Source organism: Variovorax sp. WS11 (assembly GCF_010499245.1).
Classification (GTDB): Bacteria; Pseudomonadota; Gammaproteobacteria; order Burkholderiales; family Burkholderiaceae_C; genus Variovorax.
Genome location: NZ_JAAGOW010000004.1, coordinates 644,138 through 667,542, shown reverse-complemented (window position 1 = coordinate 667,542; position 23,405 = coordinate 644,138). Strand labels below are relative to the sequence as shown.

Genomic DNA, 23,405 nt, shown 5'->3' with positions numbered 1-23,405 from the left:
GACCAGCATCTACTTCGCGGCCTTGTAGTCGAGCCGAGTGAACTGGCCCTTCACAAGCTTCGAGTACGTGAATCCCGCGAGCGCGATGCCGCCCATGTCAGGTGCCGCAAAGTCGTAGCGCGTCGTCACCCCGGCGTAGGTCCGGCGCATGGCGGTACAAAGCTTCTCGTTGCTCGCGTCGGCGCCGTTGGCCTTGATCGACTCACTCAATGCCATGACCGCGTCCCATGCCGCTGCAGAGAAGTGTTTCGGTAGCTTCCCATATTCCTTTTTGTATGCGTCGACGAACTCCTTCTGGGCGGGCAAGGGATCCTCCGCGACCAGGAACTCGGAATGAACAACGTTGTCTGCTGCCTCGCCCATCGCCTTCACGAGTTCGTAGCTTGCTGTGCCGTGGACTGCGATGATCGGGGCGGCAATCTTGACCTGCCGGATGTTCCGAAAGGGGATGGCCGACGTGGAGACAACGATGATTGCATCGGGGCTCGCGGCGCGGAGCTTCGCCGCCTGCGTCGTAACGTCGGTCGCGGCGATCTCGAACTTTTCGACCAGCACGAAGTTGACGCCGTACTCTGGCCCAAGGTTCTTCATGGCATTCCAGATCACCTGGCCATAGCCGGAGTCATGAAGAACGCCGACCTGCTTCGCTCCCGTGTCGCGGGCATAAGACAAGACCGCCCTCGCGTTCAGCTCCTGCGACGGAGTCAAATGAAACACGCAAGTGCGTTCGCGTTCCACGGCCGGCCCAATCCCGCTGAACGCCATGAGCGGAAGCTTCTGGGCTTGGGTGATACCGCCCACGGCGACCGTCTGCGCGATGCCCGACGGCCCGACGATGGCGCGCACCTTGTGGGTGTGGATCAGGGCGTTGACTTTTGCGACCGCCGAATCGGGGCTGGAGCCGTCGTCCTCGAGCACGACCTCGAGCGGCCGGCCGTTGATGCCGCCGCGAGCATTGACCATTTTCTGCGCGAGGAGCACCCCTTCGCGCTCAGGAATTCCGACAGAGGCAAGGCCACCGGTGGTCGACAGCAGTGCCCCGACTCGAATGGGCTCGCCGCTGAGCGCGGGTTGCGCGGCAACATGGGGCATTGCCGCGACCAGGGCGCAACCGAGAAGCGCTGCGGGCAGGATTGCGGTCGGCGTCGTGGCCACGCCACGTTGTTTACGACGAATCATTGATGTCTCCTAGTTAGTTGGAAGAGGCGGGCTTCAGAAGGACAAGTTCGTCCAGGTCAGCCAGCGCGGACACGTCCAGGCCGGACAGCCCCCGGCTTTGCATCAGCGCGAGCGATTGCCGCACCAACGCCGCGATCGGGAGTGCTGCGGCGTTTTCGCGAGCCACTCCCAGCGCAAGGTCCATGTCCTTGATGACAAGAGAGATGGGTCCGACCGGCTGATGGTCCCGCTGCGCGATCTTGTCGGCCTTGCCCCGGTAGTGGGCCGAGCCGACGATGCTGTCGTTGATCGCATCGAGCATCAAGCGGCGGTCAAGTCCGCCGCGCGCGCCAAAGGCCAGAGCCTCGCCGAGTACGGCGGTGTTCATGAACACCATCAGATTGATCAACAGCTTGATCACGCGAGCCTCTTCGCCCTCACCGACGTGACTCTGTCGCGCAGTCAGTACACCGAGCAAGGGCAGTAGCCTCTCGAACTCGGTCCTCGGGCCGGACACGAACGTGCTGAGCTGCCCAGTGGTGGCCAGCGTGACGGTCCCGGAAACTGGCGCACGCAGATAGGCGATCCCGCATGCGGCCAAGCCCTCCGCCACGACGGCGGATGCAGCTGGCGACACCGTGCTCATGTCGACATAGGTGGTCCCCTTCCCAGCCGAAGCGGCGATACCGTTCGATCCCAGAACGATGTCGCGCAGTCCAGCGTCGTCGAATATCGTCGAGAAGACCACGTCGGACGCCGCAGCAAGGGCGCCTGGTGAACTTGCAGCAGTCGCCCCGGCAGCGACCAGAGCTTCGAGGCGCGAGCGATCCTGGTCGTACGCGGTGAGCCGATGTCCGGCTCGCAGCAGGTTGTCGCACATCGGCCGGCCCATGGCGCCAACGCCGATCCAGCCGATGGAGGTTGCCGATGCAGTCATCTCGGTACTCACGCTTCGTGCTTCCAGGGCTCGAGGAAGGTCTTCGGCACAGGGGGGCCCCATTGCGAGAGCGAGTCATCGCAGACTTGGTGCATCCCGGCTTCGGTGCCGGGCTGGACCAGATCGCCATCCGTAAAGTGCTCAACCAGGTTGCCTTCGGGGTCGAACCAGTAGTCGTAGATCTGACTTCCGAGCACGTGGCGCCCGATTCCCCACAGCCCGGTCCAGCCGCGGGACTGCATCCACTTGTTGCCCAGGAACTCTGCGTCGATGTCCTGCAACTCGAAGGAGCAGTGGTGCATTCGAGTTTCCGAAGAGGCGAACAGCGCGATGCTGTGGTGATCGACCCAGCGTGAGGCCCCTGTGCAATGCAAGAAGGCACCGATGCGGTTTTCCGGTTTTCCGTCGAACAGAATGTCGGAGGGACGCATTCCGAGACGGCTCTGCAGCCATGCGAAATCGCGCTCGAAGTCCGTCGTCGCCAGAGCGACATGGCCCAGGCGCAACACCTCTGCGGCACCGTCCTTGGCGCGCTGCCACTCGCCAAAGCGGCTCTTAACCTGGCCGTGATTGATTTTCAGTGGAGCGCGGGTGGGAAGCGGCACCTGAGCCTCGATCCCGAAGGTCAGGTCGAAGGACAGCCCGCTGGGACTCGCAAGACGCACGCGCCACCCGCCGCCGGGCGCGTCCATCGCCTCGATGCCGCTTGCCTCCGGGAACTGCGCCGCTTCCTCGAGAACCTTCATGCTGACGGCCTTCATCCCAACCGCCTGCAGCCCGTTCGAATCAGACTTGCGGCCAATGAAGCAGTAGCGTTGCTCGCACGCGGCACGCATCAGCAGGGTGGAGTCCGTGCGCTCCTCGAGCACGAGGCCAAAGTCGGAGTAGAAGGCCTCCGCCCGCTCCAGGTCCTTGAAGCCGAACTCCACGTACGCAATATCAGTCACAGAGGTCATTTGTTGGTCTCCATCGGTTGTCGGTCGCAGAATGACGGGCCGTTCAGGCGGCCTCCTCCTCCACCTTGTTGCGCAGCAGGCCGATGCCTTCGATCTCGACCTCGCAGACATCGCCGGCCTTGAGATAGACGGGCGGCTTCTTTCCGAATCCGACGCCGGCCGGCGTGCCGGTGACCAGCATGTCTCCCGGAAGCAGCGTCATCACTTCGCTGGCTAGCGAGACCAGCGTCGCGACATCGAAGAGCATGTCGTCCGTGCTCGCGCGCTGCTCGACGGCACCGTTCACCCGGGTCACAAGCTGCAGCCCTTTGGCCCCCTGGGGCAGCTCGTCTGCGCTGACGAACCACGGACCGCACGCACCGGTTCCATCGAAGTTCTTGCCCATGGTCCATTGCGGAGCCTTGAACTGGTAGTCCCGAACCGACCCCTCATTGAAGATCGTGTACCCGGCGACGTGGTCCAGCGCGTGTTCCGGCTTCACGTGGCGAGCGGTCTTTCCAATCACCGCCACGAGTTCGCCTTCGTAGTCGAAGTCTTCGCTGGCCCGAGGCTTGATGAGAGGCTGCTCGTGTGCGATCAGCGACGAAGCCGCTCGCAGGAAGAATGTGGGATACGTCGGCTGCTTGTACGGGCTCTCGGCGACGTGATCGAGGTAGTTGAGCCCCACGCAAAGGATCTTCTGGCCGGTGCGTACGGGTGGCAGCAGCATCACGTTCGAGAGATCGCGCTCCGGTGCGCCCTGAACTGCCTGCTCCATCTTTCGGCGCCAGTTGGGCAGCGCCACAAGCCCGGCGACATCGGTCGGCAGCCAAGGATCGGCGGCGCCGACGTCCAGCCAACGCCCGTTTGCCTCCACAGCCAAGCCTTGTTGCCCGTTCGAGGAGTAAGATAGGATTCTCATGATTTCGTCCGATGTGGTGAATTTTATAAAATCATAATGATCGTCGAGCATTCCTATATTCGTATAAACCCTAGCCTTGCTCCCGTTGCATCTGTGCTCGACTCCGCAACGTCACTGGTACACGGTTCGTAACCCAAGGCAACTCATCCCATGCCCGTCCTCACGCCCGCCTCCCCTTCCGCTCGCGGCCCGGCACCGACGCTGATCAAACGTACGCAAGCGACCCAGCTTCTCGAGCGGCTGCGCAACGACATCGTGGCCGGCCATATGCCGCCAGGAGAGCGTCTCATCATTTCTGCTCTCGCTGAGAGCGTCGGGGCCGGTCAGACGCCGATACGCGAGGCTTTGATGCGGCTGGTGAGCGAAGGCCTTGTGACGCTGGAGGATCAGCGAGGGTTCTCCGTGGCTCCAGTGAGCCGGCGGGAACTTGTCGATCTCACCGATACCCGCGCTGAAATCGAAGCACTAGCCATGCGCTCCTCGATCGAGAACGGCGATGACGTTTGGGAAGGGAATCTCCTCGGCGCGTACCACCGCCTCAGCAAGGCCCACAAGCGGGCCGAGGATGGACACTCGATCAATCCGGATTGGGAAGAGCGCCACAATCATTTCCACGCCATGCTGGTTGGCGCCTGTACCAACGGCGTTCTTCTCCAGCTTCGCGCTCAGCTGTACGACCGAGCAGATCGTTACCGCAAGCTTTCGACGCGCTATCTCAAGGCGCCACGAGACGATCTCGGCGAACATGAGGCACTCATGAACGCAGCGCTTGCGCGCGACTGCGCCAAGGCCGAGGAACTGCTCAAGGCCCATATTCGCCTCACGGCCCAGATCATCCTGGCCGAGGGCACAGTCCAAGCGCCCTGAAGCGACGGCACTGGCTGGCCCTGGCCCTCCGAACCTCAACGAAATGGGCTGCGACCTTCCTGGGCGTGCAAGATGGGCCGTCTAACTTCACTCCTGCACGTCGTAGTGCAGCTGAATGCCGAAGGTCCCGCCTGTTTGCATCGCGACGTCGATAAAGCCAGGCACGGTTTCCTTGCGGGCCCAGTCCCTTTGCAGTTCGCACGCCAGCTGGATCCAGCTGATGGCCTTACCCCCCGCCTGTTCGATCCGACGCAGGGCTGCCTCGTGCGCCTGGACGGAAGTCCCACCGACTGCGTCCACGACAACATAGACCTCGTAGCCTGCCTTCAAGGCGTCGAGAGCCGGGAAGGTCAGGCATGCCTCGGTCCACAGCGCCGTCATGATCAGCTTCTTGCGTCCCGCGGCCTTGACCGCGGCTACGAATTCGACGTCCTCCCACGAGTTGATCGAGGTGCGGTCGTAGGTCGGCAAGTCCATGAGAACTCTGTTGAGCTGCGGAATCGGCGGCTTGTTAAGACCTGTCTTGACATTGACTGTGGAGTGCACGATCGGAAGACCATAGGTCAGTCCAAGCTTCGCGACGCCGATGATGTTGTTGATCAGGAGTTGCCGATCCATCGAAGCGATGGAGTTCACCTGCACCGGCTGGTAGTCGATGATGATGAGAGTCGAATTCTTCGGCGTCAGAAGGTGATCTGCTGCCGGATCACGGATGGGTTCACTGGCCATCGTTTTGCTCCGAGGGGTGTATCGATTGAGAGGCTCCGCAGGCCGCGGACACCAGAGCTTAAGCACACCAGGAGAGCAGAACCTGTCTGTGCGCGCCAGCCCTCTGGCTGTATGCGCCATCGTCAGGACGCGATAGAGTCGCCGCGCAGAACCTTCCACTTTTTGGCCGCAAGGAAGGAGCCACGATGCACGACAGTCAAATCTCAGACGTCTTCCGGTGGTCGACTGAAAGCCTGCCTCGCTCGCAGAGGCTCGACGCCTACGCGGAGACATTGGCGAAAAGCCTGATCACCGTCACCACTCGAAGCCCGGACAAGAACAGCTTCCAGTGCGAGATGAGCAGTGCCGATCTCGGAACGCTCAAGGTCACGACGATCACAGGCTCGACGAAGGACTCATTTCGCACCCGTCGGGACATTGCCCAGAGCGGCGGACGTGTCTACCACTTGGCCGTCGGTGTCGGAAGCTGGAAGTTCGTCCACAAGGCCGGTGTAGCCGACCTCGCGCCCGGAGACCTCGTGCTCATAGATACGCGCTTCGAGTATTCATCGCATCTTCCAGAAGGCTTCTCCACGCGCACGATCACTCTGCCTGTGGACTGGCTTCATACCTGGATTCCCGATCCCGCAGCGCTGATCGGGCAGTGCATCTCCGGGCAGTCGGTCTGGGGAAGCGTACTGTCCAGCTACATCGCAAGCCTGGCCCCCGAGACCGCCGTCAACCCCCCCTTGCCGGCAAGCTTGATGATCGATCAGGTAGGAGCGCTCCTTGCAATGGCCGCCAGTGAAATCCCCGCCTGCGCCCCTAAAGCCATCACAGGCCAAGCGGAGATGCGACGCCGCATCGTCGACTGCATTCGCCAGCGCTCTACGGACTTGCCGTTGACCGCTGCAGATGTCGCGGCATCGCTCGACTTGTCCGCTCGCACACTGCATCGCATCCTGGCACTGGGGGGAGAAAGCTTCGGCGCAATTCTGCTCGATGCGCGGCTCGAGGTCGCCGCTCGAATGCTTCGGGCGATGCAGTTCAATCACTTGACCGTGGCCGAAATCGGACGGCGTGCAGGCTTCCTGGATTCGTCGCATTTCAGCAGGACCTGCCTCGCACGATACGGCCGTACGCCTGGAAAATTGCGTCAGGAGCAAGGATTGCACCAGAAGTGAAAGGCATGTCCTTCGAAGCGCTCTTGTGATTTCGGAGCCGGCGGCACATTCCGCCGGCCGTCAGAGGATGCTCTCTGGTATCAGCGGTGCAAGAAGCTCGAGCTTCATGCGCTCCCAGAGTGTGGTTTCCGGCTCGTTGTGGAACACCTGCCGCCTGACTCCGGTCGAGTCTTCGGGACTGAGCCACTCGATTCGCGAGTCGCTCGGGTCCAGCCGAAGCAGATAGGCGCCGGTGCGCTGGAGGCCCAGGATCAGCCCATGTATCTGCTGCGCGATCTCCGTGCTGTAGATGAACAGCCCCAGTTCCGTGTTTTGCGAGTCCGAGCGTGGATCGAAATTCATGGATCCGACAAATGCAATCTTTCGATCGATCACGACCAGCTTGCCGTGCAGCCGCCCACCCGCCGCCCCGAACGTTCCAAAGCGCGAGGCATTGGCCGTATCGCGAGGACTTAGCTCGTAGAGGTCGACACCGAGCCGGAGAAGCCGGGAGCGATACCGCCGATAGCCTGCATGAACAAGCGGCTCATCGGCTGCCGCGAGGGAGTTCGTCACGATGCTGAACTTGACGTCGCGCGCACGCACGCCGCGAATCGACTCCATCCCCTCTGGCCCGGGAACCAGGTAGGGCATGGTCTCTACAACTTCGCTCTGCGCCGCCCGCACCAATCGGCGTACGTTGTAGAGCACCGTGTGTCGGTCAGCTTCGGTCAGGAGCCGGCCCGGATAGGAGGGTGCAAGAACCTTGCTTGGCATGTCCGAGAAGGCCTCGGCTTGAGCCCAGGTGAGCCTGAGCGCAGCAGCGCCGGCGTCAAGATCAAGGCCCAATGGCCGATGGCCCAGGAGGTCGGTCGCGTCCAACTGATCGGCCACGCCGGCAGTTGTCCGAGTCATTGCGTCGAACCGGTCTCGCAGTTCAGCCGGGGGGCCGGCAGCCGGTACCAGGCTTTCGATCGGATAGACCTGCTCGCTATTCCAGAACAAGTCGAAGTACGAGGATAGTTTCGGCACGATCGGGCCTACTGCGAAGACGTCCATGTCGATGAACGAGGACGTGGCGTCATGCTGAAAGTAGCCGTTGGCAATATTGCGTCCACCGGCGATCGCGGCGACGTTGTCGGCCAGCAAGAGCTTGTTGTGCATCCGCCGATTGACGCGCTCAAGATCGAAAATCGAAGTCGCGAAGCGAGAAAACAACGAACCGCGGCCTGCCGGAAAAGGGTTGAACAAGCGCACTTCTATGTTTGGATATGCGGACAGCGCCAGCAAAAGGTCGTCCGAGGACGCCGTGTAGAAGTCGTCGACCAGGATGCGTACCCGCACTCCCCGCCTGCTCGCATCACGCAGGGCCCGCAGCAGAAAGCGTCCCGTCGCATCGTCCTCGATCAAGTAGTACTGAACGTCGATCGAACGCTGAGCCCGCCGCACCATCTCCTCACGCGCATGGAGAGCGAAGCGCGGCAGCGGAAGCAGGCGAAACCCGCTCGTCGTTGCATCGGGCGCCCCCTCGAGCACGGTTCGGCCAAGCAGCGTGTCGGCACCGCCTTCAATCGCCACTGAAATCGGTCTCGCGCTCGGACTGGGCAACTGCGCACACCCACACAAGAGTGAAAGCGCGAAGACCAGACAAGCCAGGAACAAGCCCAGGTGCAGCGTCGGGAGTTGCTCGACTTTCTCGCCGGCGAGTTCGCTGCGCTGTGGCGGTCGAGGAGCGCGCTCATGCGGTCTGTTGCAATACCAGTTCCGCAGTGGCCTGAAAGTGCTGCCGCAAGAGCTCGCAGGCGCGCACATCGTCACGCGCCAGCGCCGCGTCGACGATCGCGCGATGCTCGGCGGCCACATCGCGATTCGCTTCAGACGCCGGGCCACCGGCAGGCCGGTTGTGCGGCACCACCGAGAGATGCCGATAGCGCGCGGTCTGGTCGCGCAGCAGGTCCGATAGCGTTTCCAGCCATTTCGAGCCAGAGGCCGAGAGCAGCGCCGCATGGAGTGCCACATGCGCGCGCTCCCATTCGGCATCGACCCCCGATCCGTTGGCCGCGTACATCACCAGACGACTGAGCCGGAAGTGCGTGGCCGTCACGCGTTCCTCCCAGTCGAGCCCGCCCCGCTCGATCGAACGGCGCAGTGTCTCGCATTCGACGTGACAGCGCGTCTCCGTGATATCGGCCAGTTCTGCGGCTGTCACTGATGACACCCGGAAACCGCGTTGGTCCTCGGCGACCACAAAGCCGCTGGTCGCCAGGCGCGACAAGGCCTCGCGCATCGGGATGTGGCCTGCCGAATAGCGCTCGCACATCTCCTTGATGCGCAGCTTCGACCCGGGCGCGAGCACGCCCTTGATCACGTCCGCGCGAATGCTGGCCGCCAGGGCGGAGGCCATCGTCCGACTGCTCGTGGCGTCTTGTTCCATGTCGCGTTGGTCCAGATTTCGTAGCGATTTTATCGTTTCACATCAGTTGCACCAGAATATCTAGGGAATCTACTAAGATATATTTTTTCTCTCTTTAGCTACATTTCAACCTATCGCGGCAGCGCCGCCCTCAGGACAAGGACATCCAGTGAGACTTGCAACATTTCTGATCGACGGGCACCCGCGCGTCGGTGCCGTGACCGAACGCGGTCTGATTCCGTTCCGGCGTGAACTTGGCCCCGATGTGGGTGCGCTGCTGCGCAACGGTGCCTCTCTGCAGACGCTGGGCGATCTGCCGGATACCAGCCTCTCGCCCGTCGACCCCTCGTCGGTGCGCTACCTGCCGCCGGTGGTGTCGCCGCCAAAGATCATTTGCGTCGGCTTGAACTACGCCGATCACACGAAGGAGAGCCCGTACGAGCAGCCCGACTACCCGACCCTGTTCGGTCGCTTCACATCGAGCCTCACCGGGCATGGCAGCCCGATCGTGCGCCCTTCGTGCAGCGACTCGCTCGACTATGAAGGCGAACTGGCGGTGGTACTCGGACGCGGCGGTCGCCACATCAGCAAGGCCCGCGCGCTCGATTGCGTATTCGGCTATTCGGTCTTCAACGACGGATCGGTCCGGGAATACCAATTCAAGTCACCGCAGTGGACCGTCGGGAAGAACTTCGACGACACCGGCGCGTTCGGCCCCTACGTGGTCACGGCAGACGAGTTGCCGCCGGGCGCCAAGGGACTGCAACTCGAGACCCGCCTGAACGGACAGGTGGTGCAGTCCGCCAACACCGACGACATGCTCTACGACGTGGCCACCTTGATCTCGATCATCAGCGAGGCCATCACGCTGGAGGTCGGCGACGTCATCGTGGCCGGCACGCCATCGGGCATCGGGTGGGCACGCGAGCCGAAGCTCTTGATGCGACAGGGCGACGTCGTCGAGGTTTCCATCGAAAGGATCGGCCTGCTGAGGAACCCGATTCGCGACGAGGAATCGGCAGCGAATCAGTCCATCGCCGCCAGTGCCCGCTGAAGACAAGGAGCATTTCATGCGCAAGATCGAAGTCCCGGTGCTTGTCGTCGGCGCCGGACCCGCCGGGCTGTCCGCGACCTGCCACCTCGCCACGCTCGGCATCGAGACACTGACCATCACCCGCTTCCCCGGCACGGCCAACTCGCCGCGCGCGCACATCACCAACCAGCGCACGATGGAGGTGTTCCGCGATCTCGGCATCGAAGAGCGCGTGATGCACGTCGCCACGCCGAACCACCTGATGAGCAACAACGTCTGGGCAACCAGCTTCGCCGGCACGGAGATCGCACGCCTTCAGACATGGGGCTCGGGCCCGGAGCGGCGCGCCGACTACGACCTGTCCAGTCCATCGGCGATGTGCAACATCCCGCAGCACCTGATGGAGCCCATCCTCCTCGACGTGGCGCGCGAGCGCGGCGCGCAGTTCCTCTTCAATACCGAGCTCGTCACGATGCGGCAGGAGGCCGGCACCGTGCATTCGCTGTGCCGCGACCGCATCACCGGCGAAGAGTTCGAGGTGGTCTCGCAATACGCGATCGGCTGCGACGGCGACAACAGCGTGGTCTGCAGGGAAATCGGCTTCGAAACCGAGGGGCAGATGGGCCTGGGAGCCGCCGTCAACTGCTGGCTCGAGGTGGATCTCGCCAAGTACACCGCCCACCGGCCGGGCGTCCTGTACTGGATGGCCCAGCCAGGCAACGACTACTGGGTCGGCAGCGGAACCTACATCTGCGTGCGCCCATGGAGCGAGTGGGTGCTTCTGTTCATGTACGACCCGGCCACCGGCGAACCCGATCTCAGCGAGGAGGCGGTCATGGCGCGCGCCCGCGCGACGATCGGCGACCCGGACATCCCGATCCGCGTGAAGGCGGTATCGAAGTGGACCATCAACCAGGTCGTGGCGCGCACGATGAACAAGGGCCGCGTGATGATTGCCGGCAATGCAGCGCACCGCCATCCGCCAGCGAACGGCCTGGGCACCAACACCTGCGTGCAGGATGGCTTCAACCTTGCCTGGAAGCTCGCCCTGGTGCTGAAGGGACAGGCCGGCACGGGGCTGCTGGACAGCTACACGCAGGAGCGACTCCCGGTCGGACAGCAGGTGGTGGAGCGGGCGATGAAGTCGGTGCGCGACATGCTGCCGATCTCCAAGGCCCTGGGCTTCGAGCCTGGTCAGGACGAAGCGGCGGGCTGGGCCAACGTCGACGACCTCTTCGAGGACACGCCCCATGGGCGGGAGCGTCGGCAAATCCTGCGCGACGCGGTTGAGCTGCAGAACTACCAGTTCAACTGCCACGGCGTCGAGATGGGACAGGTGTACGCGTCGTGCGCTGTGGTGTCCGATGGCACGAGCCGGCCCCTGCCAACGCGAGACCCCGAGCTGTACTACCACCCGACCAGCTTCCCCGGCGCCTACCTGCCGCACGCATGGCTGCAGCGCGACCAGGGGGCGCTGTCAACGCTCGACCTCGTGGGCCGCGGCCGCTTCACGCTGCTCACCGGCGTAGGCGGCAGCTCCTGGCGCGCTGTCGCCGAGCGAGTCGCCGCGTCGCTCGGCGTCCCGATCGACGTCGTGTCGATCGGCGGCCCGAATTGCGACGCCCAGGACGTGTACGGACGCTGGGCGGGCCTCGCCGGCATCTCGGAGTCGGGCTGCCTGCTGGTGCGCCCCGACCGACACATCGCCTGGCGCCAGCAGGACAGCACTGCAGCAGCGAATCCGCAGGCGCTGGAGGAGATCATGCGCCGCGTGCTGGACCAGCCGCTTCAGTCCTGACTCGACCAGCCATCGAGGAGCCTGTCATGTCACGCAACCTGTCCGGTGAATCGCGCTACGGCGTGCATTCGATCGACCACTTCGCGCTGGAAGTTCCAGCGCTCGCCAAGGCCGAAGAGTTCTTCACGCTGTTCGGCCTTGAGGTTTCCCCGGAGGCTCATCGCCTGGCGCTCCGTACTGTCGGGGATGCGCTACCGTGGAGCTACATCTACCAGGGACCGGCAAAGCGCCTGGCCTACCTGAGCTTCAACTGCTTTCCCGAGGAGTACGAAGGGCTGGTGGCACAGATCAAAGGCGCCAATGGCGTGACGCCGGCCGAAGGTGGTCTTCCCTACGTCTCGCCGGAAGGTTTCTGGTTCCACGACCCGGACGGCAATCTCATGCAACTGAAGATGGGTCCCAAGCGGACGCCTTCCGGCGTCCCGCCGCAGCGCGAGGTGGCACGTCGCCCGGGCGAGCGCGGGTCCGTTCCTCGAAGCCAGGTCAGGCAGGTGCACCCGACACGGCTTTCGCATGTCCTGCTGTTCACGCCGGATGTCGAGCGAGCCATCGGGTTCTGCCGCGAGGCGCTCGGCCTGAGACTGTCGGACCGCTCAGGAGACCTCGTCGCGTTCAATCATGCGCGCCACGGCTGTGACCACCATCTCGTGGCGTATGCGAAGAGTTCCGCGCGGGGCTGGCATCACAGTTCGTGGGACGTGCCGAGCGTCAACGAGGTGGGTCTCGGCGCCGAACAGATGCGCAATGGCGGCTATGGGGAGGGATGGGGTACTGCTCGCCACGTGCTCGGCTCCAACTATTTTCACTACGTGCGCGACCCCTGGGGCTCCTTCGCCGAGTTCTCCGCCGACATCGACTTCGTCCCCGCAGGGACGACGTGGCCGGCAGGCAACTTCCCGCCGGAAGACTCGCTCCATGCCTGGGGCCCGGCAGTTCCCGACTACTTCATCCACAACAGCGAGGCCTGATTGCCAGGGGCAGTCGTTCAGGCGGCCGTGGGCCGAACGCGAGTCGATCGAACCGGACCTCATGGAGGGAAATCCCTGCCTCGCCCCTTGATTGCCAAACCGATCTCTTGATAATGCGCATGACCTGTCCAGTAATAAGTATTAGCAAACGCTCTTGACCACCATGGCCGCTATCCGCCGCCTGACCCAGCAAGATATCGCCAAGCTCGCCGGCGTCAGCCAGGCGACGGTGTCCTCGGGCCCATCGGCCCGGCGGAATCGACCTCGGATCGCTGGCAGGGTTTTACAGCCGCCTTGGGAAGCGACCTGCGCTTGGTCTTGCAACTGCAGGAGACGACGGCCGCGGACGACCACCAGCTCGACACATTGCTGGCCAGCGGTGTCACCGCGGCTTTCTGCGTCGAGCTGGCCGACGCGGTACGCCTCGAGCGCGCGGCCAAGGCACGCGGGCTGGCGCTGCCGGCCGATCTTTTCCCTGGTGGCACTGGGTTCGCACATCCGGACCGAGGGCAGCGGCACGCGCTTCACCTCGTTCACCATTCCGCGCGAGGAGATACTGGACCTGCACATCCACGACGGGGAATTCGTGGCGCTGGTGGGGCCCTCAGGCTGCGGAAAGTCGACCTTGCTGCGCATGATCGCCGGGCTGGAAGCCGTCACGCTCGGGCGCATCCACATCGGCGAGCGCGACGTGACCGACCTGGATCCTAAGGACCGCGACATCGCGATGGTGTTCCAGAACTACGCGCTCTATCCGCACATGACGGTGGCGGCCAACATGGGCTTCTCGCTGGAGCACCGCGGCCGGCCGCGCCCGGAGATCGCCGAGCGCGTGCGCTGGGCGGCCGACATCCTGGGCCTGGCGCAACTGCTCGAGCGCTATCCGCGTCAGCTCTCCGGAGGCCAACGCCAGCGCGTCGCCATGGGCCGCGCCATCGTGCGCGATCCGCAGGTGTTCCTGTTCGACGAGCCCCTGTCCAACCTGGATGCGAAGCTGCGCATCGTCATGCGCGGCGAGATCAAGGGCCTGCACCAGAGGCTCAAGACCACCACGGTCTATGTCACGCACGACCAGGTCGAGGCCATGACCATGGCCGACCGCATCGTGGTGCTCAACGCGGGCCGGGTCGAGCAGGTCGGATCCCCGCTGGAGCTCTTCGATCGCCCCGCCAACGAGTTCGTGGCCGGCTTCATCGGCTCGCCCACGATGAATTTCATTCCCGGCCGCTGCACGCCCGAAGGCTTCGCGGCCGCCGGCGTCATGCTGCCCATTCCCGCGGGTGCGGGCAACGCGCATGCAGGACGCGAGGCCAACTACGGCATTCGGCCCGAGCACTTCGAGCCCTGCGCTGCCGGCCAAGGCGTGGCCGCGTGGGTGATGCTCGTGGAGCCCCTGGACTCCGAAACGCAGCTCGTCCTGCGCCTGGGCGATGCGCAAGTGATCGCACTGTTCCATGAGCGCCTGGCCGCGGCGCCGGGCGAGTGCTGCACCTGCGACCGAAGGCGGAAGCGTCCCTTCTCTTCGACGCGGCAAGCGGGGTGCGCATGGTGGCGTCTTCCGCCGCAAGCGAGCATGAGCAGGGTCGGGGTTCGAAGGGGGTCAGGATTGAGATGCAAAACGCACCCCGCGCCATCAGTGCGGCCTGACCCGTGTGTCGCATCGACCGGTTGAATCCGCGGACGTGTCTGTAGATGGGTGCGAAACGGTAGAAGGCGCGCTCGGATGAGGCTGCGCTTCGAGTCCCGCCTTCTACACGCGAAAAGCGTTGCCAACGACCGGTGACGTCGCCGCGCAAACACCATGCACGGTCACCTCCACGACCGAGCCGGGCTTGGCATACCGTCGCGGCTTTCGACCGAATCCCACGCCGGCCGGCGTGCCGCTGGCGATCACATCGCCGGGGCGCAAGGTGATCGTCTTGCTGATGTGCTCGATCAGCGGCCCGAACGAGAACACCATGTCCGCGGTCGTCCCATCCTGCATCATCTCGCCGTCCAGCGTGGTGGTGAGCCGCAGGTTGCCGGCGTCCACCGCATCGCTCGTGGCGATGAACGAGCCAATCACGCCACTGTTGTCGAGGTTCTTGCCCAGCCCCCATTGACCGGTACTCAGCGTCATCGCCTCCAGCTGCGACGCACGGCCGCTGAGATCATTGAAGACGGTGTAGCCCAGGAGCCCCCGGACCCCGCGCTCCTGGGTGGCATCCGCCATCGTCTCGCCGACGATCGCGGCAAGTTCGACCTCCCAGTCGATTCCTTCCGGTTCGGAAGCCGGCACGGGAACCGGGGTGCCGGAGGGAACGAGCGTCGAGTACCAGCGAGCGAACAAGTTGGGAAAACCGGGCGTCGGCAGCCCACCCTCCTTGCCGTGCTCCACATAGTTGATCGCGACGCAGATAACCTTGGATGTCTGAGGAACGGGCACCGCCAGGCTCAAGCCGGCGAGCGGCAGAGACCCTTCCCGAATGCGCGAAGCCTTGTCACGCCAGGTAGGAATGTCGGCATAGAAGGATTCCAGCGAGGTCAATGGTGCGACGGTCTCGCCGAACACCACACCCATCTGGGTCGGATTCTTGTCGCCCTCGGCGGCCGATCGGTATGCAATCAGTTTCATAGGTCAGTCTCAAGTTGGTTGGGGTTGGGGAATGCAGCTTCGAGCTTGAAGCTGCGGAACTGGAGGACGAGCAAGCCGCGGCGTTTGCCCGTGCCGGTCCGATGCCGTAGAGTCGCCGGTCACCTGCGGCTTTCGGAGCCACGATCTCGGGAGTAGGCGAGCGATGATTGATCTGAGGAGCGTCGACCTTCACCTCTTGGCCTGCCTCGATGCATTGATGGCCGAGGGGTCCGTCACGCACGCTGCGGCGCGCATGAACCTGAGCCAGCCCGCAATGTCGAATGCCCTCGGCCGGCTGCGCGACATCTTTCGCGATCAGTTGCTGGTGAGAACGGCACGCGGGATGGTTCCCACGCCGCGGGCTATCGAGTTGCACGCCCTGGTCCGCAGCACCCTGCAGGCCTTTACCAGCCTGATGTCGGAAGGAAACGACTTCGATGCCTCGGCATCCACGTCCCGCATCACCGTGGCCGTCAGCGACTACACCAGCGCGCTGCTCGTGCCGCACCTGTTGCCGTTGGTGCGGCGGGAGGCGCCCGGCATGGAGCTGACCCTCGTCGCGCCCGATCAAAGCCGGGTGCGCGAAGGACTCGAGAGCGGTGAGGTGGACCTGATGATCGGCTACTTGGTCGATCTGTCGGAAGGGCTCCGGGCCGTGGAGCTGTACCAGGACGCCTTCGCCTGCATCGTGGCTGCCGACCATCCCGTCATCCACGGCTCCCTCGACGTGGCGGCATACGGCGCAGCGGCACACGTGCGGCGCGGCACCGCGACGACGAATCCGTTCACCCTCGAGGTAATGGTGGATCGCGCCCTCGAAGAGCAAGGCCTGCGGCGTCGCGTGGCGCTGCGCACCCAGACGGCGTTCGGGCTGGCGCAGGCAGTCGCCTGCAGCGAGCTGGTGGGCAGCATGGCAAGAACCGGCGCGCGGCACTACGCAGGCATCTTCAGCATTCAGGTGTTCGACCTGCCCTTCCCCGCCGCGACCCCGACCATCTCCATGGTGTGGCATGAGCGCACCCATCGCCAGGCCGCCGCGCGCTGGTTCCGGGAGGCGGTTCGGCGTTGCGGTGCCTGGGAGGCCAGCAGCGCCTGAGACGAAGCGAAGCGCCGCCATCATGGCGTGAGCGGAGACCGGTCCATGCCGAGTTCCTGCAGCAGCGCCGAGCGGTGCTGGTCGAGGCGCGGCGCCGGCGTGTGTCGCGCCGGCGGCGCATCGGCGAACTGAATGGGATTGGCCGCGACGCTGAGCCGGCGGCTCTGGCCGATCGGAAGCTCGACCAGCATGCCCCGCGCCCTCACCTGGGGATCGCCCATCACATCTTCCACGTTGTTGAGGGATCCGCAAGGAATGCCGAGCACGCGAAGACGCTCGAGCCAGTACGCCACCGGCCTTGACGCGAGCGCCGCATCGATCAAGACCTTCAAGTCGGCGTGATATTCACACCGGCCGGCGTTGGTCACGAATCGCGGGTCGTCGCACAGGTGGGCGGCACCGAGCGCGTCGCACAGTCGAACGAACATCCCGTCGTTGCCCGCCGCCACGACCATCTGGTCGTCCAAGGCCTTGAAGAGCCCGAAGGGCGTGATCGAAGGATGACGCGAACCGATCGGCGCCGGCGTCCTGCCGTCGACCTGCTGTCGCGCGAGTGCGTTCTCCAGCAGGGCGACCTGGCAGTCGAGCATCCCGACGTCCACGTGCCTGCCAACACCCGTGCGCATGCGCTCGACGACCGCCGCCTGTACGCCGATGGCAGCGAACATGCCTGCTGCCAGGTCACCGATCGACACGCCGACCCGGGTCGGGACGCCGCCCTCTTCGCCCGTCAAGCTGAGTATTCCACCCATCGCCTGGACGACCATGTCGTATGCCGGCAGGTCCCGATACGGGCCTGTCTGCCCGAATCCGGAGATCGACGCCAGCACCAGCCGCGGGTGCCTGCGATGGAGTTGCTCCCAGGAGTAGCCGAGCCTGGAGATCGTGCCCGGCCTGAAGTTCTCCACCAGGATGTCCGCTCCTTCCAGCAAGCGATCGAAAACCGCACGATCTTCGGGGCACTTCAGGTCGAGCGCGATCGACTCCTTGTTGCGATTGACCGAGAAGAAGTACGCCGAGACGGACTCCCAGCCGTCCTCGACGAAGGGGCCGATGTGGCGCGCGTCGTCGCCCTTGTCCGGCATCTCCACCTTGATCACGCGCGCGCCCAGATCGGCGAGGATCATGGTGCAGTAGGGTCCGGCGAGAACGCGCGTGAGGTCGACGACGACAAGGCCACCCAGCGGTCCGGAGCTTCGAGCCTGGAGTTTCAAGATCGCCATCCTCAGGAGTTGCGTTGAGCGACCGCGTCGGCGATGCGCTTTGCGATCAGATCGCCATCGACCGCGTCGACCAGCGTGCGATGCGCCCGCTGCGCGGCGCTGTCGTCCCATCCCGGACTGGCGGCGTTCAGCGCCCGCTTCATGGCGGACAGCGTCCCGCCGGGCATCGAAGCCAGCCTTCCGGTAAGCGCCGAGACCCGCTCTTCAAAGCGGTCGGCCGCAACGACCTCGCTCAAGAAGCCGGCGGTCAGCATCGCGTTGGCATCGAGTGGCGCCGCTGTCAGAACCAGCCACTTCGCCTGCGTCAGCCCCAATCGCGTCGCGAAGCGGCGCAGGGCGCTTGCGTACAGGGGCAGCCCGAAGCTTGCTGCAGGCATGGTCATCGCAGTGTGCTCCGAGCCGATGCGCAGGTCGCACGCCAGAGCGAGATCCGTCGCACCGCCGATGGCCGGCCCATTGATGGCGGCCAGCGTGATCAGCCGCGTGGCCTCGATCCGGTTGGCCAGCCGCTCGAAGTCCGACTGGAGCTGTTCCGCGGCCACCGCGCCGCGCGTTCGCTCCACCAGTGACGCAAGGTCGAAGCCGGCGCTGAAGTACCGGCCCGCGCCCGTGATCACCAGGACATGGACCTCCGGGCGCGCCTCGGCGACGTCGAGGCAACGGTGCAACGCCTCGAGCTCGGAGGGCCGCAGGCTGTTGGCTCGATCGGGCCGGGCGAATTCGATTCGCGCCACCTGCGGCAAGGGGAAGCTCAGACGCACGGTTTCAGCAGCCACTCGATCACTCCAGGTTCACGATCACGGTCTTCTTGTGCATGAAGTGATCCACCATCGATTCGAGCGACAGTTCCTTGCCGAGTCCGGACTGCTTGATCCCCCCGTACGAAATGTTGGGACCCGCGACTTGGTTCTGGTTCACCTGCACGAGACCGGCTTCCAGGCGTTGCGCGGCGGTGAACGCCACCTTGATATCCCGGGTCCAGACCGTGGCTGCCAGGCCGTAGTCGCTGTCATTGGCGATGTCGATGGCCTCGTCCAGCGTATCGAAGCGGATGACGCAGGTGACAGGGCCGAAGATCTCCTCGCGCGCGAGGCGACTCTCGTTGGTCAATCCGGTGAAGATGACCGGCTGGAGGAACAGGCCCTTCCTCAATGCCGGATCCTCGGGGAGCCTTGAACAGCGGATCGCGACGGCGCCTGCCTGCGCCTCGCCCAGTTCGACGTACTGCCTGACCTTCTCGTACTGCAGGCGCGAAACGATGGTCCCGATGTCGGTGGCTTCGTCCAGCGGGTCTCCCATGACCAAGCCATCGACACGTTCCGCCAGACGCCTCACGAACTCGTCGTGCACCCGGCTGTGCACCAGCATGCGGCTGGCCGCGGTGCAACTCTGGCCCTGCCGCGTGAAGCGCATGCCCGCCACCGCGCCTTCGACAACCTGCGCCAGGTCGGCGTCGGGCATGACGATCATCGGACTCTTGCCGCCAAGCTCCAGCGTCACGGGAATCAGCTTCTCGGCAGCCGCGTGCGCAATGATCCGGCCGGTCTCGACCGAGCCCGTGAACGTGACCTTGCGCACCGCCGGATGGTTGACCAGTGGACCGCCGCAGCCCGGCCCGTCGCCAGACAGGATGTTGAGCACGCCCGGCGGCAGGACCGTGTTCAGGATCTGGATCACGCGCAGCACGCCCAGGGGGGCCTCTTCGGCGGACTTCACGACCACCGCGTTGCCGGCCACGAGCGCCGGGGCGATCTTGAAGGCCATGATCAGCGCCGGCACGTTCCAGGGAATGATGACCCCGACCACGCCGAGCGGCTCCCGGGTGGTGTAGGTGAGCGCGGTCGGTTTCAGGGGAACCGTCTCGCCCTTCAGTTCCGGCGCCAGCCCGGCAAAGAAGTTCAACGCATCGGCGGTGGCGTTGATCTCGGGCCGGCACTCCGTGCGCAGCGCCTTCCCGGTCTCGAGGGCAACGAGGCGCGCGAGCTCCTCGGTGTGCGCCGAAAGCCTGCGCGCCGCTTCCGCCAGCAATCGGCCACGCTCGCGCGCCGCGAGCCTTGACCAACCGATCTGGGCGCGGGCTGCGACGGCGACGGCGTTCTCGACGTCCTGTGCGTCCGCGTCCGCGGCATCTGCAATGTGCTGACCCGTCGCCGGATTCACGACCGGGAACGTCCGCTTCGAAAGGGGTCGGGTGAGCTTGCCGTCCACGAGGTTGAGGCCGGACAGCTGGCGAGCGAGCGAGAACGGATCGTCTAGGACGTCGAGGTGGCCATGGGTCAAGGTGGTCTCCGTCAGATGTGGGTAGCTTCGAAGCCGCAATGGTCGGGACGATCGACGATCCCTGCAATCCACTCCGGCGAATGTTCCGATTGCCCGGGCGTGATACTGGTCAGCGCCGCTCTACGGCAAAGCTGATGCAGGTATTGACGTCGCTTTATTGCGCCGGCGATTCCACGCAGGTGCAATTGCGGCATCCAAACCCCCTTGACCCCGCCGACATGGAGTGCAGATGACGCTGACCGTTGAGCAGATATTCACCGATGCGCGATCGCAGAACGGCTATCTCGACGAGCCCGTGAGCGACGACACGCTTCGCCGGCTCTACGCCACGTTGAAGTGGGGCCCGACCTCGGCCAACTCCTCCCCCGCGCGCTTCGCGTTCGTCCGCAGCGCCGAAGCCCGCCGACGCCTCATCGAGTGCGTGAGCCCGGGCAATTCGGAGAAGGTCCGGCAGGCGCCGGTCACCGTCATCATCGGCATGGATATGCGCTTTCACGACGAACTGCCGGCGCTGTTTCCGCACGCGGACGCCAGGAGCTGGTTTGTCAATCAACCCGCACTGATAGAAAGCACCGCGTTTCGAAACTCCAGTCTCCAGGGCGCCTATCTGATCATCGCGGCCCGGGCGCTCGGACTCGACTGCGGCCCCATGAGCGGATTCGATGGCAACAAGGTGAACGAAGCGTTCTGGGCCGGCTCGACGGTCCGGACGAACTTCATCTGCACGCTCGGCAGGGGCGATCGGTCGAAGATCTTTCCCCGCAACCCGCGGTTTTCTTTCGAGAAGGCCTGCTCGCTGCTCTAGCGTCACGCGCCGGGCAGCGCTTGCAGCACACACTTTTTTTAGCGAGTGCCGAAGACGGCGCGCTTGAATGATTGAAGGAGACACGATGATCAAGGTCCGCGGCGCCAAGTACGTGGTCTACGGGGTGAGCGACCCTGCCAAGACAAGCCGGTTCATGGAGGACTTCGGCCTCGCGCCGGTAGCCTGGCAGGGCGAGTCGGCCTATCTCAGGGGAGCGCTCCCAGCGCCCTATGTCTATGTCGCCGAGAAATCCGATGCCCCGTCGCTGAAGGCCTTCGGCCTGGAAGTCGAGAGCGCCGAGGACCTCGCGCGCGCGACACAGATCGACGGAGCGTCAACGATCCACGATCTGGACCGCCCGGGCGGCGGCCAGGTCGTCGAAGTCTTCTTGCCTGGTGGGATCAAGCTCGAGCTCGTCCATGGCATTGCCGACGCCGCGCCCCTGCCCATCGAGGCGCCGCTGGTGATCAATGAGGGGCTGCGCAAGGCGCGCTTCAACGCTGCGCAAAGACCAGCACGCGTTCCCGCACAAGTGCTGCGGCTTGGCCACGTCGTCTTGGGCGTGCCGGACCCCGTCGCTGCCAAGGACTGGGCTGTTCGAAATCTGGGGATGATCGTTTCGGACGCCATGCTCGTGCCCGGATCGAAAGACGACTTCGTCGGGTTCTTCATGCGCTGCGATCGCGGCAGGACGCCCTGCGATCACCATACCTTGCTGATCACACAGGCTGCCTCGCCGAGCGTTCACCATATTGCCTTCGAGGTCCAGGACATCGACACGGTGTTCATGGGACACGAATGGATGAAAGGGGCGGAGCACAGGCCGCATTGGGGCGTCGGCCGCCACGTCCTGGGCAGCCAGGTGTTCGGCTATTGGTGGGACCCCGACGGCTTCCGGGTCGAGCACTATGCCGATGGCGATGTGTATGACAGCAGCGTCCCGGCCACGACTGTGGAAGGGACGCACGATCAGTTGTGGGCATGGGGCCCCGAAGTGCCCCATACATTCTTCCAGCAGACGCGCGAAACTTGAGCTTACTGTGCGACCGGGCCGCGAACGGACTTCCGGCTCCTGTTGTCCAGGCTGTAAGCACCGGCGCCGTATGCAACGACCTGGATCAATCCGCCGGCCATCGCAAGATTCTTGAGGAAGTGGAAGAGCTGGTTCTGATCGGCCAGTGCGTGATGGAAGATGAGAGCGGACGCAATCGAGAACAGCGCGAGGCCGGCTGCGACAAGTCGCGTGCGGTAGCCCACCAGCAACAGGACACCGCCGCCCAGTTCAATGACGACGGCAGCGATGTAGCTCAGCACAGGAGCCGGCAGTCCGACGGATGCGATATAGCCCTGCGTACCTTCAGGCGCCGCGATCTTGCCCAGGCTGCTGATGACGAAGATGGCGGCCAGGAGGATTCGCCCGACGAGCGGGAGTGCGGTCGTGTTGTTTGAAGAAGTCGTGTTCATGGTGTGGTCCTAAGGGTTGGTGAACGAAAAACTGCCAGGGGAAAGAGGGGTCGAGCGCCGCGATCAACGGATGCGGCCGTCGACACGAAGCTGTCTGCCGATTCGAGCGATCTCCGCCTCTCCACGCCCGAGGGCTTCGGTGGATGTGTGCACGGAGTAGTAGCCCATCACAAGGTCGTGCGGATGCTCCACTGCCGACCCGACGATGAAATCGGTGTCGCCTTCCGCAGTGAATTCAAGCGCGTCCTCCGACCGCTCGAATACGACGAGTTCATCCTGCAGACGCTCGGCCGAGACGAGCAGGGCGCCTTCGTTGACATGGGTCCACGCCACCGTGTGCCCAGCCGGCGGCTCGTAGCGCCAGCGCTCGCCCGAGGACAAGCGGACGTGAAGAAGGTTCATGCCGGCCGGCGCCGCCACGCGGCTATGGACGCCTTCGAAGCCCCCCAGCACGACACGCGCCGGGCCCTTGTGCGGCACGCTTCGAGCCGGAAGGTACTGGCTTTGCGGCTCACCGTTTTCCAGTTCCCTCGGCAGCGCGACCCAGACCTGATAGCCGCGAAACCGGCTGCGGCCGGTTGGACTTGCGTCATGCCAGACGCCGTTGCCGGCCCGCATCCATTCGACACTGCCGCCCGACAGCACGCCCGAGGCGCCGGTGGTGTCTTCATAGCGCAGGTCGCCGGAGAGCAGGACGGTGATCGTGGCAATGCCGGAATGGGGATGCATCGGGAACAATGCGTCGCCGGTCGGCATGAAGTCGAAGTAGTCGAGGAAGACGAAGGGCTTGATGAACTCGCCGATGTCCGAAGGGCTCAGGACCCTGGTGACCGGTCCGTGGCCACGGCCCCGGGTGCGCGCCACGATGGCCCGGTGATCGAGAACCGGGAGGTCGGGCGCTTGCGCCGAGCGAACCGGCGCTTGCCGGCCTCCAATTGCCGTGTGCTCCATGCACATTCCTTCGAGTGATGAGATGCCCGAAGGTTAAAAGTTGGACTTCTCCAGCGGAAGCCTATATCTT

Annotated in this window: 21 protein-coding genes and 1 pseudogene; 9 read left to right on the top strand and 13 right to left on the bottom strand. The window is 64.4% G+C overall.

What is annotated here, in order from left to right; translation table 11 throughout:
* Nucleotides 1–9: 9 nt before the first annotated feature.
* From GXN78_RS32585 to GXN78_RS32570, 4 genes are all read right to left on the bottom strand, one after another.
* Nucleotides 10–1,179, bottom strand: coding sequence for an ABC transporter substrate-binding protein (locus GXN78_RS32585; RefSeq protein ID WP_181360471.1), 1,170 nt, complete (start codon nucleotides 1,177–1,179; stop codon nucleotides 10–12).
* 13 nt (nucleotides 1,180–1,192) lie between these two features.
* Nucleotides 1,193–2,107: an NAD(P)-dependent oxidoreductase gene (locus GXN78_RS32580; RefSeq protein WP_239142980.1), complete on the bottom strand. Its 915-nt coding sequence runs from the start codon at nucleotides 2,105–2,107 to the stop codon at nucleotides 1,193–1,195.
* Nucleotides 2,104–3,024 carry a VOC family protein gene (locus GXN78_RS32575; RefSeq protein ID WP_164256066.1) on the bottom strand — a complete coding sequence of 307 codons (921 nt, stop codon included), beginning with the start codon at nucleotides 3,022–3,024 and terminating at the stop codon, nucleotides 2,104–2,106. The genes GXN78_RS32580 and GXN78_RS32575 overlap by 4 nt, the downstream gene beginning before the upstream one ends.
* Nucleotides 3,025–3,094: 70 nt before the next feature.
* Nucleotides 3,095–3,952, bottom strand: coding sequence for a fumarylacetoacetate hydrolase family protein (locus GXN78_RS32570; RefSeq protein ID WP_106554409.1), 858 nt, complete (start codon nucleotides 3,950–3,952; stop codon nucleotides 3,095–3,097).
* 150 nt (nucleotides 3,953–4,102) lie between these two features.
* On the opposite strand from GXN78_RS32570, the gene GXN78_RS32565 reads away from it, so the two are divergent.
* Nucleotides 4,103–4,819 carry an FCD domain-containing protein gene (locus GXN78_RS32565; protein WP_106554410.1) on the top strand — a complete coding sequence of 239 codons (717 nt, stop codon included), beginning with the start codon at nucleotides 4,103–4,105 and terminating at the stop codon, nucleotides 4,817–4,819.
* An 87-nt stretch (nucleotides 4,820–4,906) separates the two neighbouring features.
* Here the strand turns inward: GXN78_RS32565 and GXN78_RS32560 are convergent, their stop codons facing one another.
* On the bottom strand, nucleotides 4,907–5,548 hold the full coding sequence (locus GXN78_RS32560) for a hydrolase (protein WP_106554411.1): 642 nt from the start codon (nucleotides 5,546–5,548) through the stop codon (nucleotides 4,907–4,909).
* A gap of 185 nt (nucleotides 5,549–5,733) precedes the next feature.
* Between GXN78_RS32560 and GXN78_RS32555 the strand changes: the two genes are divergently transcribed.
* Nucleotides 5,734–6,711 carry an AraC family transcriptional regulator gene (locus GXN78_RS32555; RefSeq protein WP_106554412.1) on the top strand — a complete coding sequence of 326 codons (978 nt, stop codon included), beginning with the start codon at nucleotides 5,734–5,736 and terminating at the stop codon, nucleotides 6,709–6,711.
* 60 nt (nucleotides 6,712–6,771) lie between these two features.
* On the opposite strand, the gene GXN78_RS32550 is transcribed toward GXN78_RS32555, so the two are convergent.
* A complete protein-coding gene (locus GXN78_RS32550; protein WP_239142979.1) occupies nucleotides 6,772–8,268 on the bottom strand; it encodes a phospholipase D family protein in 1,497 nt (498 codons plus the stop codon).
* 160 nt (nucleotides 8,269–8,428) lie between these two features.
* Nucleotides 8,429–9,094, bottom strand: coding sequence for an FCD domain-containing protein (locus tag GXN78_RS32545; protein ID WP_181360473.1), 666 nt, complete (start codon nucleotides 9,092–9,094; stop codon nucleotides 8,429–8,431).
* Between the two features lie 178 nt (nucleotides 9,095–9,272).
* On the opposite strand from GXN78_RS32545, the gene GXN78_RS32540 reads away from it, so the two are divergent.
* The 4 genes and pseudogenes from GXN78_RS32540 to ugpC all read left to right on the top strand — a co-directional run.
* Nucleotides 9,273–10,157: a fumarylacetoacetate hydrolase family protein gene (locus GXN78_RS32540; RefSeq protein ID WP_106554415.1), complete on the top strand. Its 885-nt coding sequence runs from the start codon at nucleotides 9,273–9,275 to the stop codon at nucleotides 10,155–10,157.
* Between the two features lie 16 nt (nucleotides 10,158–10,173).
* Nucleotides 10,174–11,934, top strand: a complete 1,761-nt coding sequence (locus tag GXN78_RS32535) for an FAD-dependent monooxygenase (RefSeq protein ID WP_106554599.1) — start codon at nucleotides 10,174–10,176, stop codon at nucleotides 11,932–11,934.
* Nucleotides 11,935–11,960: 26 nt separating this feature from the next.
* Nucleotides 11,961–12,902 carry a VOC family protein gene (locus GXN78_RS32530; protein WP_106554416.1) on the top strand — a complete coding sequence of 314 codons (942 nt, stop codon included), beginning with the start codon at nucleotides 11,961–11,963 and terminating at the stop codon, nucleotides 12,900–12,902.
* A gap of 538 nt (nucleotides 12,903–13,440) precedes the next feature.
* A pseudogene (gene ugpC / locus GXN78_RS32525) lies at nucleotides 13,441–14,385 on the top strand (sn-glycerol-3-phosphate ABC transporter ATP-binding protein UgpC); the annotation flags it as partial.
* A gap of 267 nt (nucleotides 14,386–14,652) precedes the next feature.
* Here the strand turns inward: ugpC and GXN78_RS32520 are convergent.
* Complete coding sequence (locus tag GXN78_RS32520) at nucleotides 14,653–15,516, bottom strand: fumarylacetoacetate hydrolase family protein (protein WP_219910050.1); 864 nt, start codon at nucleotides 15,514–15,516, stop codon at nucleotides 14,653–14,655.
* 163 nt (nucleotides 15,517–15,679) lie between these two features.
* Here GXN78_RS32520 and GXN78_RS32515 point away from each other — a divergent pair, with 163 nt between their 5' ends.
* A complete protein-coding gene (locus tag GXN78_RS32515) occupies nucleotides 15,680–16,612 on the top strand; it encodes a LysR family transcriptional regulator (protein ID WP_106554417.1) in 933 nt (310 codons plus the stop codon).
* Between the two features lie 20 nt (nucleotides 16,613–16,632).
* Here GXN78_RS32515 and GXN78_RS32510 read toward each other — a convergent pair whose 3' ends face one another.
* The 3 genes from GXN78_RS32510 to GXN78_RS32500 are packed head-to-tail and all read right to left on the bottom strand — an operon-like array spanning nucleotide 16,633 to nucleotide 20,043.
* Nucleotides 16,633–17,826, bottom strand: coding sequence for a CoA transferase (locus GXN78_RS32510; protein ID WP_239142978.1), 1,194 nt, complete (start codon nucleotides 17,824–17,826; stop codon nucleotides 16,633–16,635).
* 11 nt (nucleotides 17,827–17,837) lie between these two features.
* A complete protein-coding gene (locus GXN78_RS32505) occupies nucleotides 17,838–18,611 on the bottom strand; it encodes an enoyl-CoA hydratase/isomerase family protein (RefSeq protein WP_106554419.1) in 774 nt (257 codons plus the stop codon).
* A 4-nt stretch (nucleotides 18,612–18,615) separates the two neighbouring features.
* Nucleotides 18,616–20,043, bottom strand: a complete 1,428-nt coding sequence (locus tag GXN78_RS32500; protein WP_343231036.1) for an aldehyde dehydrogenase family protein — start codon at nucleotides 20,041–20,043, stop codon at nucleotides 18,616–18,618.
* 301 nt (nucleotides 20,044–20,344) lie between these two features.
* Between GXN78_RS32500 and GXN78_RS32495 the strand changes: the two genes are divergently transcribed.
* Together GXN78_RS32495 and GXN78_RS32490 are read left to right on the top strand one after the other, a co-directional pair.
* The gene (locus GXN78_RS32495; protein ID WP_106554421.1) at nucleotides 20,345–20,920 is read left to right on the top strand and encodes a malonic semialdehyde reductase; all 576 of its coding nucleotides are present in this window, start codon (nucleotides 20,345–20,347) and stop codon (nucleotides 20,918–20,920) included.
* 85 nt (nucleotides 20,921–21,005) lie between these two features.
* A complete protein-coding gene (locus GXN78_RS32490) occupies nucleotides 21,006–21,953 on the top strand; it encodes a VOC family protein (RefSeq protein WP_164256063.1) in 948 nt (315 codons plus the stop codon).
* Nucleotides 21,954–21,955: 2 nt separating this feature from the next.
* Here the strand turns inward: GXN78_RS32490 and GXN78_RS32485 are convergent, their stop codons facing one another.
* Together GXN78_RS32485 and GXN78_RS32480 are read right to left on the bottom strand one after the other, a co-directional pair.
* Nucleotides 21,956–22,384 carry a DoxX family protein gene (locus tag GXN78_RS32485; RefSeq protein ID WP_106554423.1) on the bottom strand — a complete coding sequence of 143 codons (429 nt, stop codon included), beginning with the start codon at nucleotides 22,382–22,384 and terminating at the stop codon, nucleotides 21,956–21,958.
* A 63-nt stretch (nucleotides 22,385–22,447) separates the two neighbouring features.
* Nucleotides 22,448–23,335, bottom strand: a complete 888-nt coding sequence (locus tag GXN78_RS32480) for a pirin family protein (protein WP_106554424.1) — start codon at nucleotides 23,333–23,335, stop codon at nucleotides 22,448–22,450.
* Nucleotides 23,336–23,405: the final 70 nt, after the last annotated feature.

Excerpts from the sequence above, each read along its gene's own strand:
- GXN78_RS32560 (WP_106554411.1), bottom strand. The coding sequence starts at position 5,548 with ATGGCCAGTGAACCCATCCGTGATCCGGCAGCAGATCACCTTCTGACG.
- GXN78_RS32495 (WP_106554421.1), top strand. The coding sequence starts at position 20,345 with ATGACGCTGACCGTTGAGCAGATATTCACCGATGCGCGATCGCAGAAC.
- GXN78_RS32530 (WP_106554416.1), top strand. The coding sequence starts at position 11,961 with ATGTCACGCAACCTGTCCGGTGAATCGCGCTACGGCGTGCATTCGATC.
- GXN78_RS32520 (WP_219910050.1), bottom strand. The coding sequence starts at position 15,516 with ATGAAACTGATTGCATACCGATCGGCCGCCGAGGGCGACAAGAATCCG.
- GXN78_RS32555 (WP_106554412.1), top strand. The coding sequence starts at position 5,734 with ATGCACGACAGTCAAATCTCAGACGTCTTCCGGTGGTCGACTGAAAGC.
- GXN78_RS32570 (WP_106554409.1), bottom strand. The coding sequence starts at position 3,952 with ATGAGAATCCTATCTTACTCCTCGAACGGGCAACAAGGCTTGGCTGTG.
- GXN78_RS32515 (WP_106554417.1), top strand. The coding sequence starts at position 15,680 with ATGATTGATCTGAGGAGCGTCGACCTTCACCTCTTGGCCTGCCTCGAT.
- GXN78_RS32545 (WP_181360473.1), bottom strand. The coding sequence starts at position 9,094 with ATGGCCTCCGCCCTGGCGGCCAGCATTCGCGCGGACGTGATCAAGGGC.
- GXN78_RS32585 (WP_181360471.1), bottom strand. The coding sequence starts at position 1,179 with ATGATTCGTCGTAAACAACGTGGCGTGGCCACGACGCCGACCGCAATC.
- GXN78_RS32480 (WP_106554424.1), bottom strand. The coding sequence starts at position 23,335 with ATGGAGCACACGGCAATTGGAGGCCGGCAAGCGCCGGTTCGCTCGGCG.
- GXN78_RS32490 (WP_164256063.1), top strand. The coding sequence starts at position 21,006 with ATGATCAAGGTCCGCGGCGCCAAGTACGTGGTCTACGGGGTGAGCGAC.
- GXN78_RS32565 (WP_106554410.1), top strand. The coding sequence starts at position 4,103 with ATGCCCGTCCTCACGCCCGCCTCCCCTTCCGCTCGCGGCCCGGCACCG.
- GXN78_RS32535 (WP_106554599.1), top strand. The coding sequence starts at position 10,174 with ATGCGCAAGATCGAAGTCCCGGTGCTTGTCGTCGGCGCCGGACCCGCC.
- GXN78_RS32485 (WP_106554423.1), bottom strand. The coding sequence starts at position 22,384 with ATGAACACGACTTCTTCAAACAACACGACCGCACTCCCGCTCGTCGGG.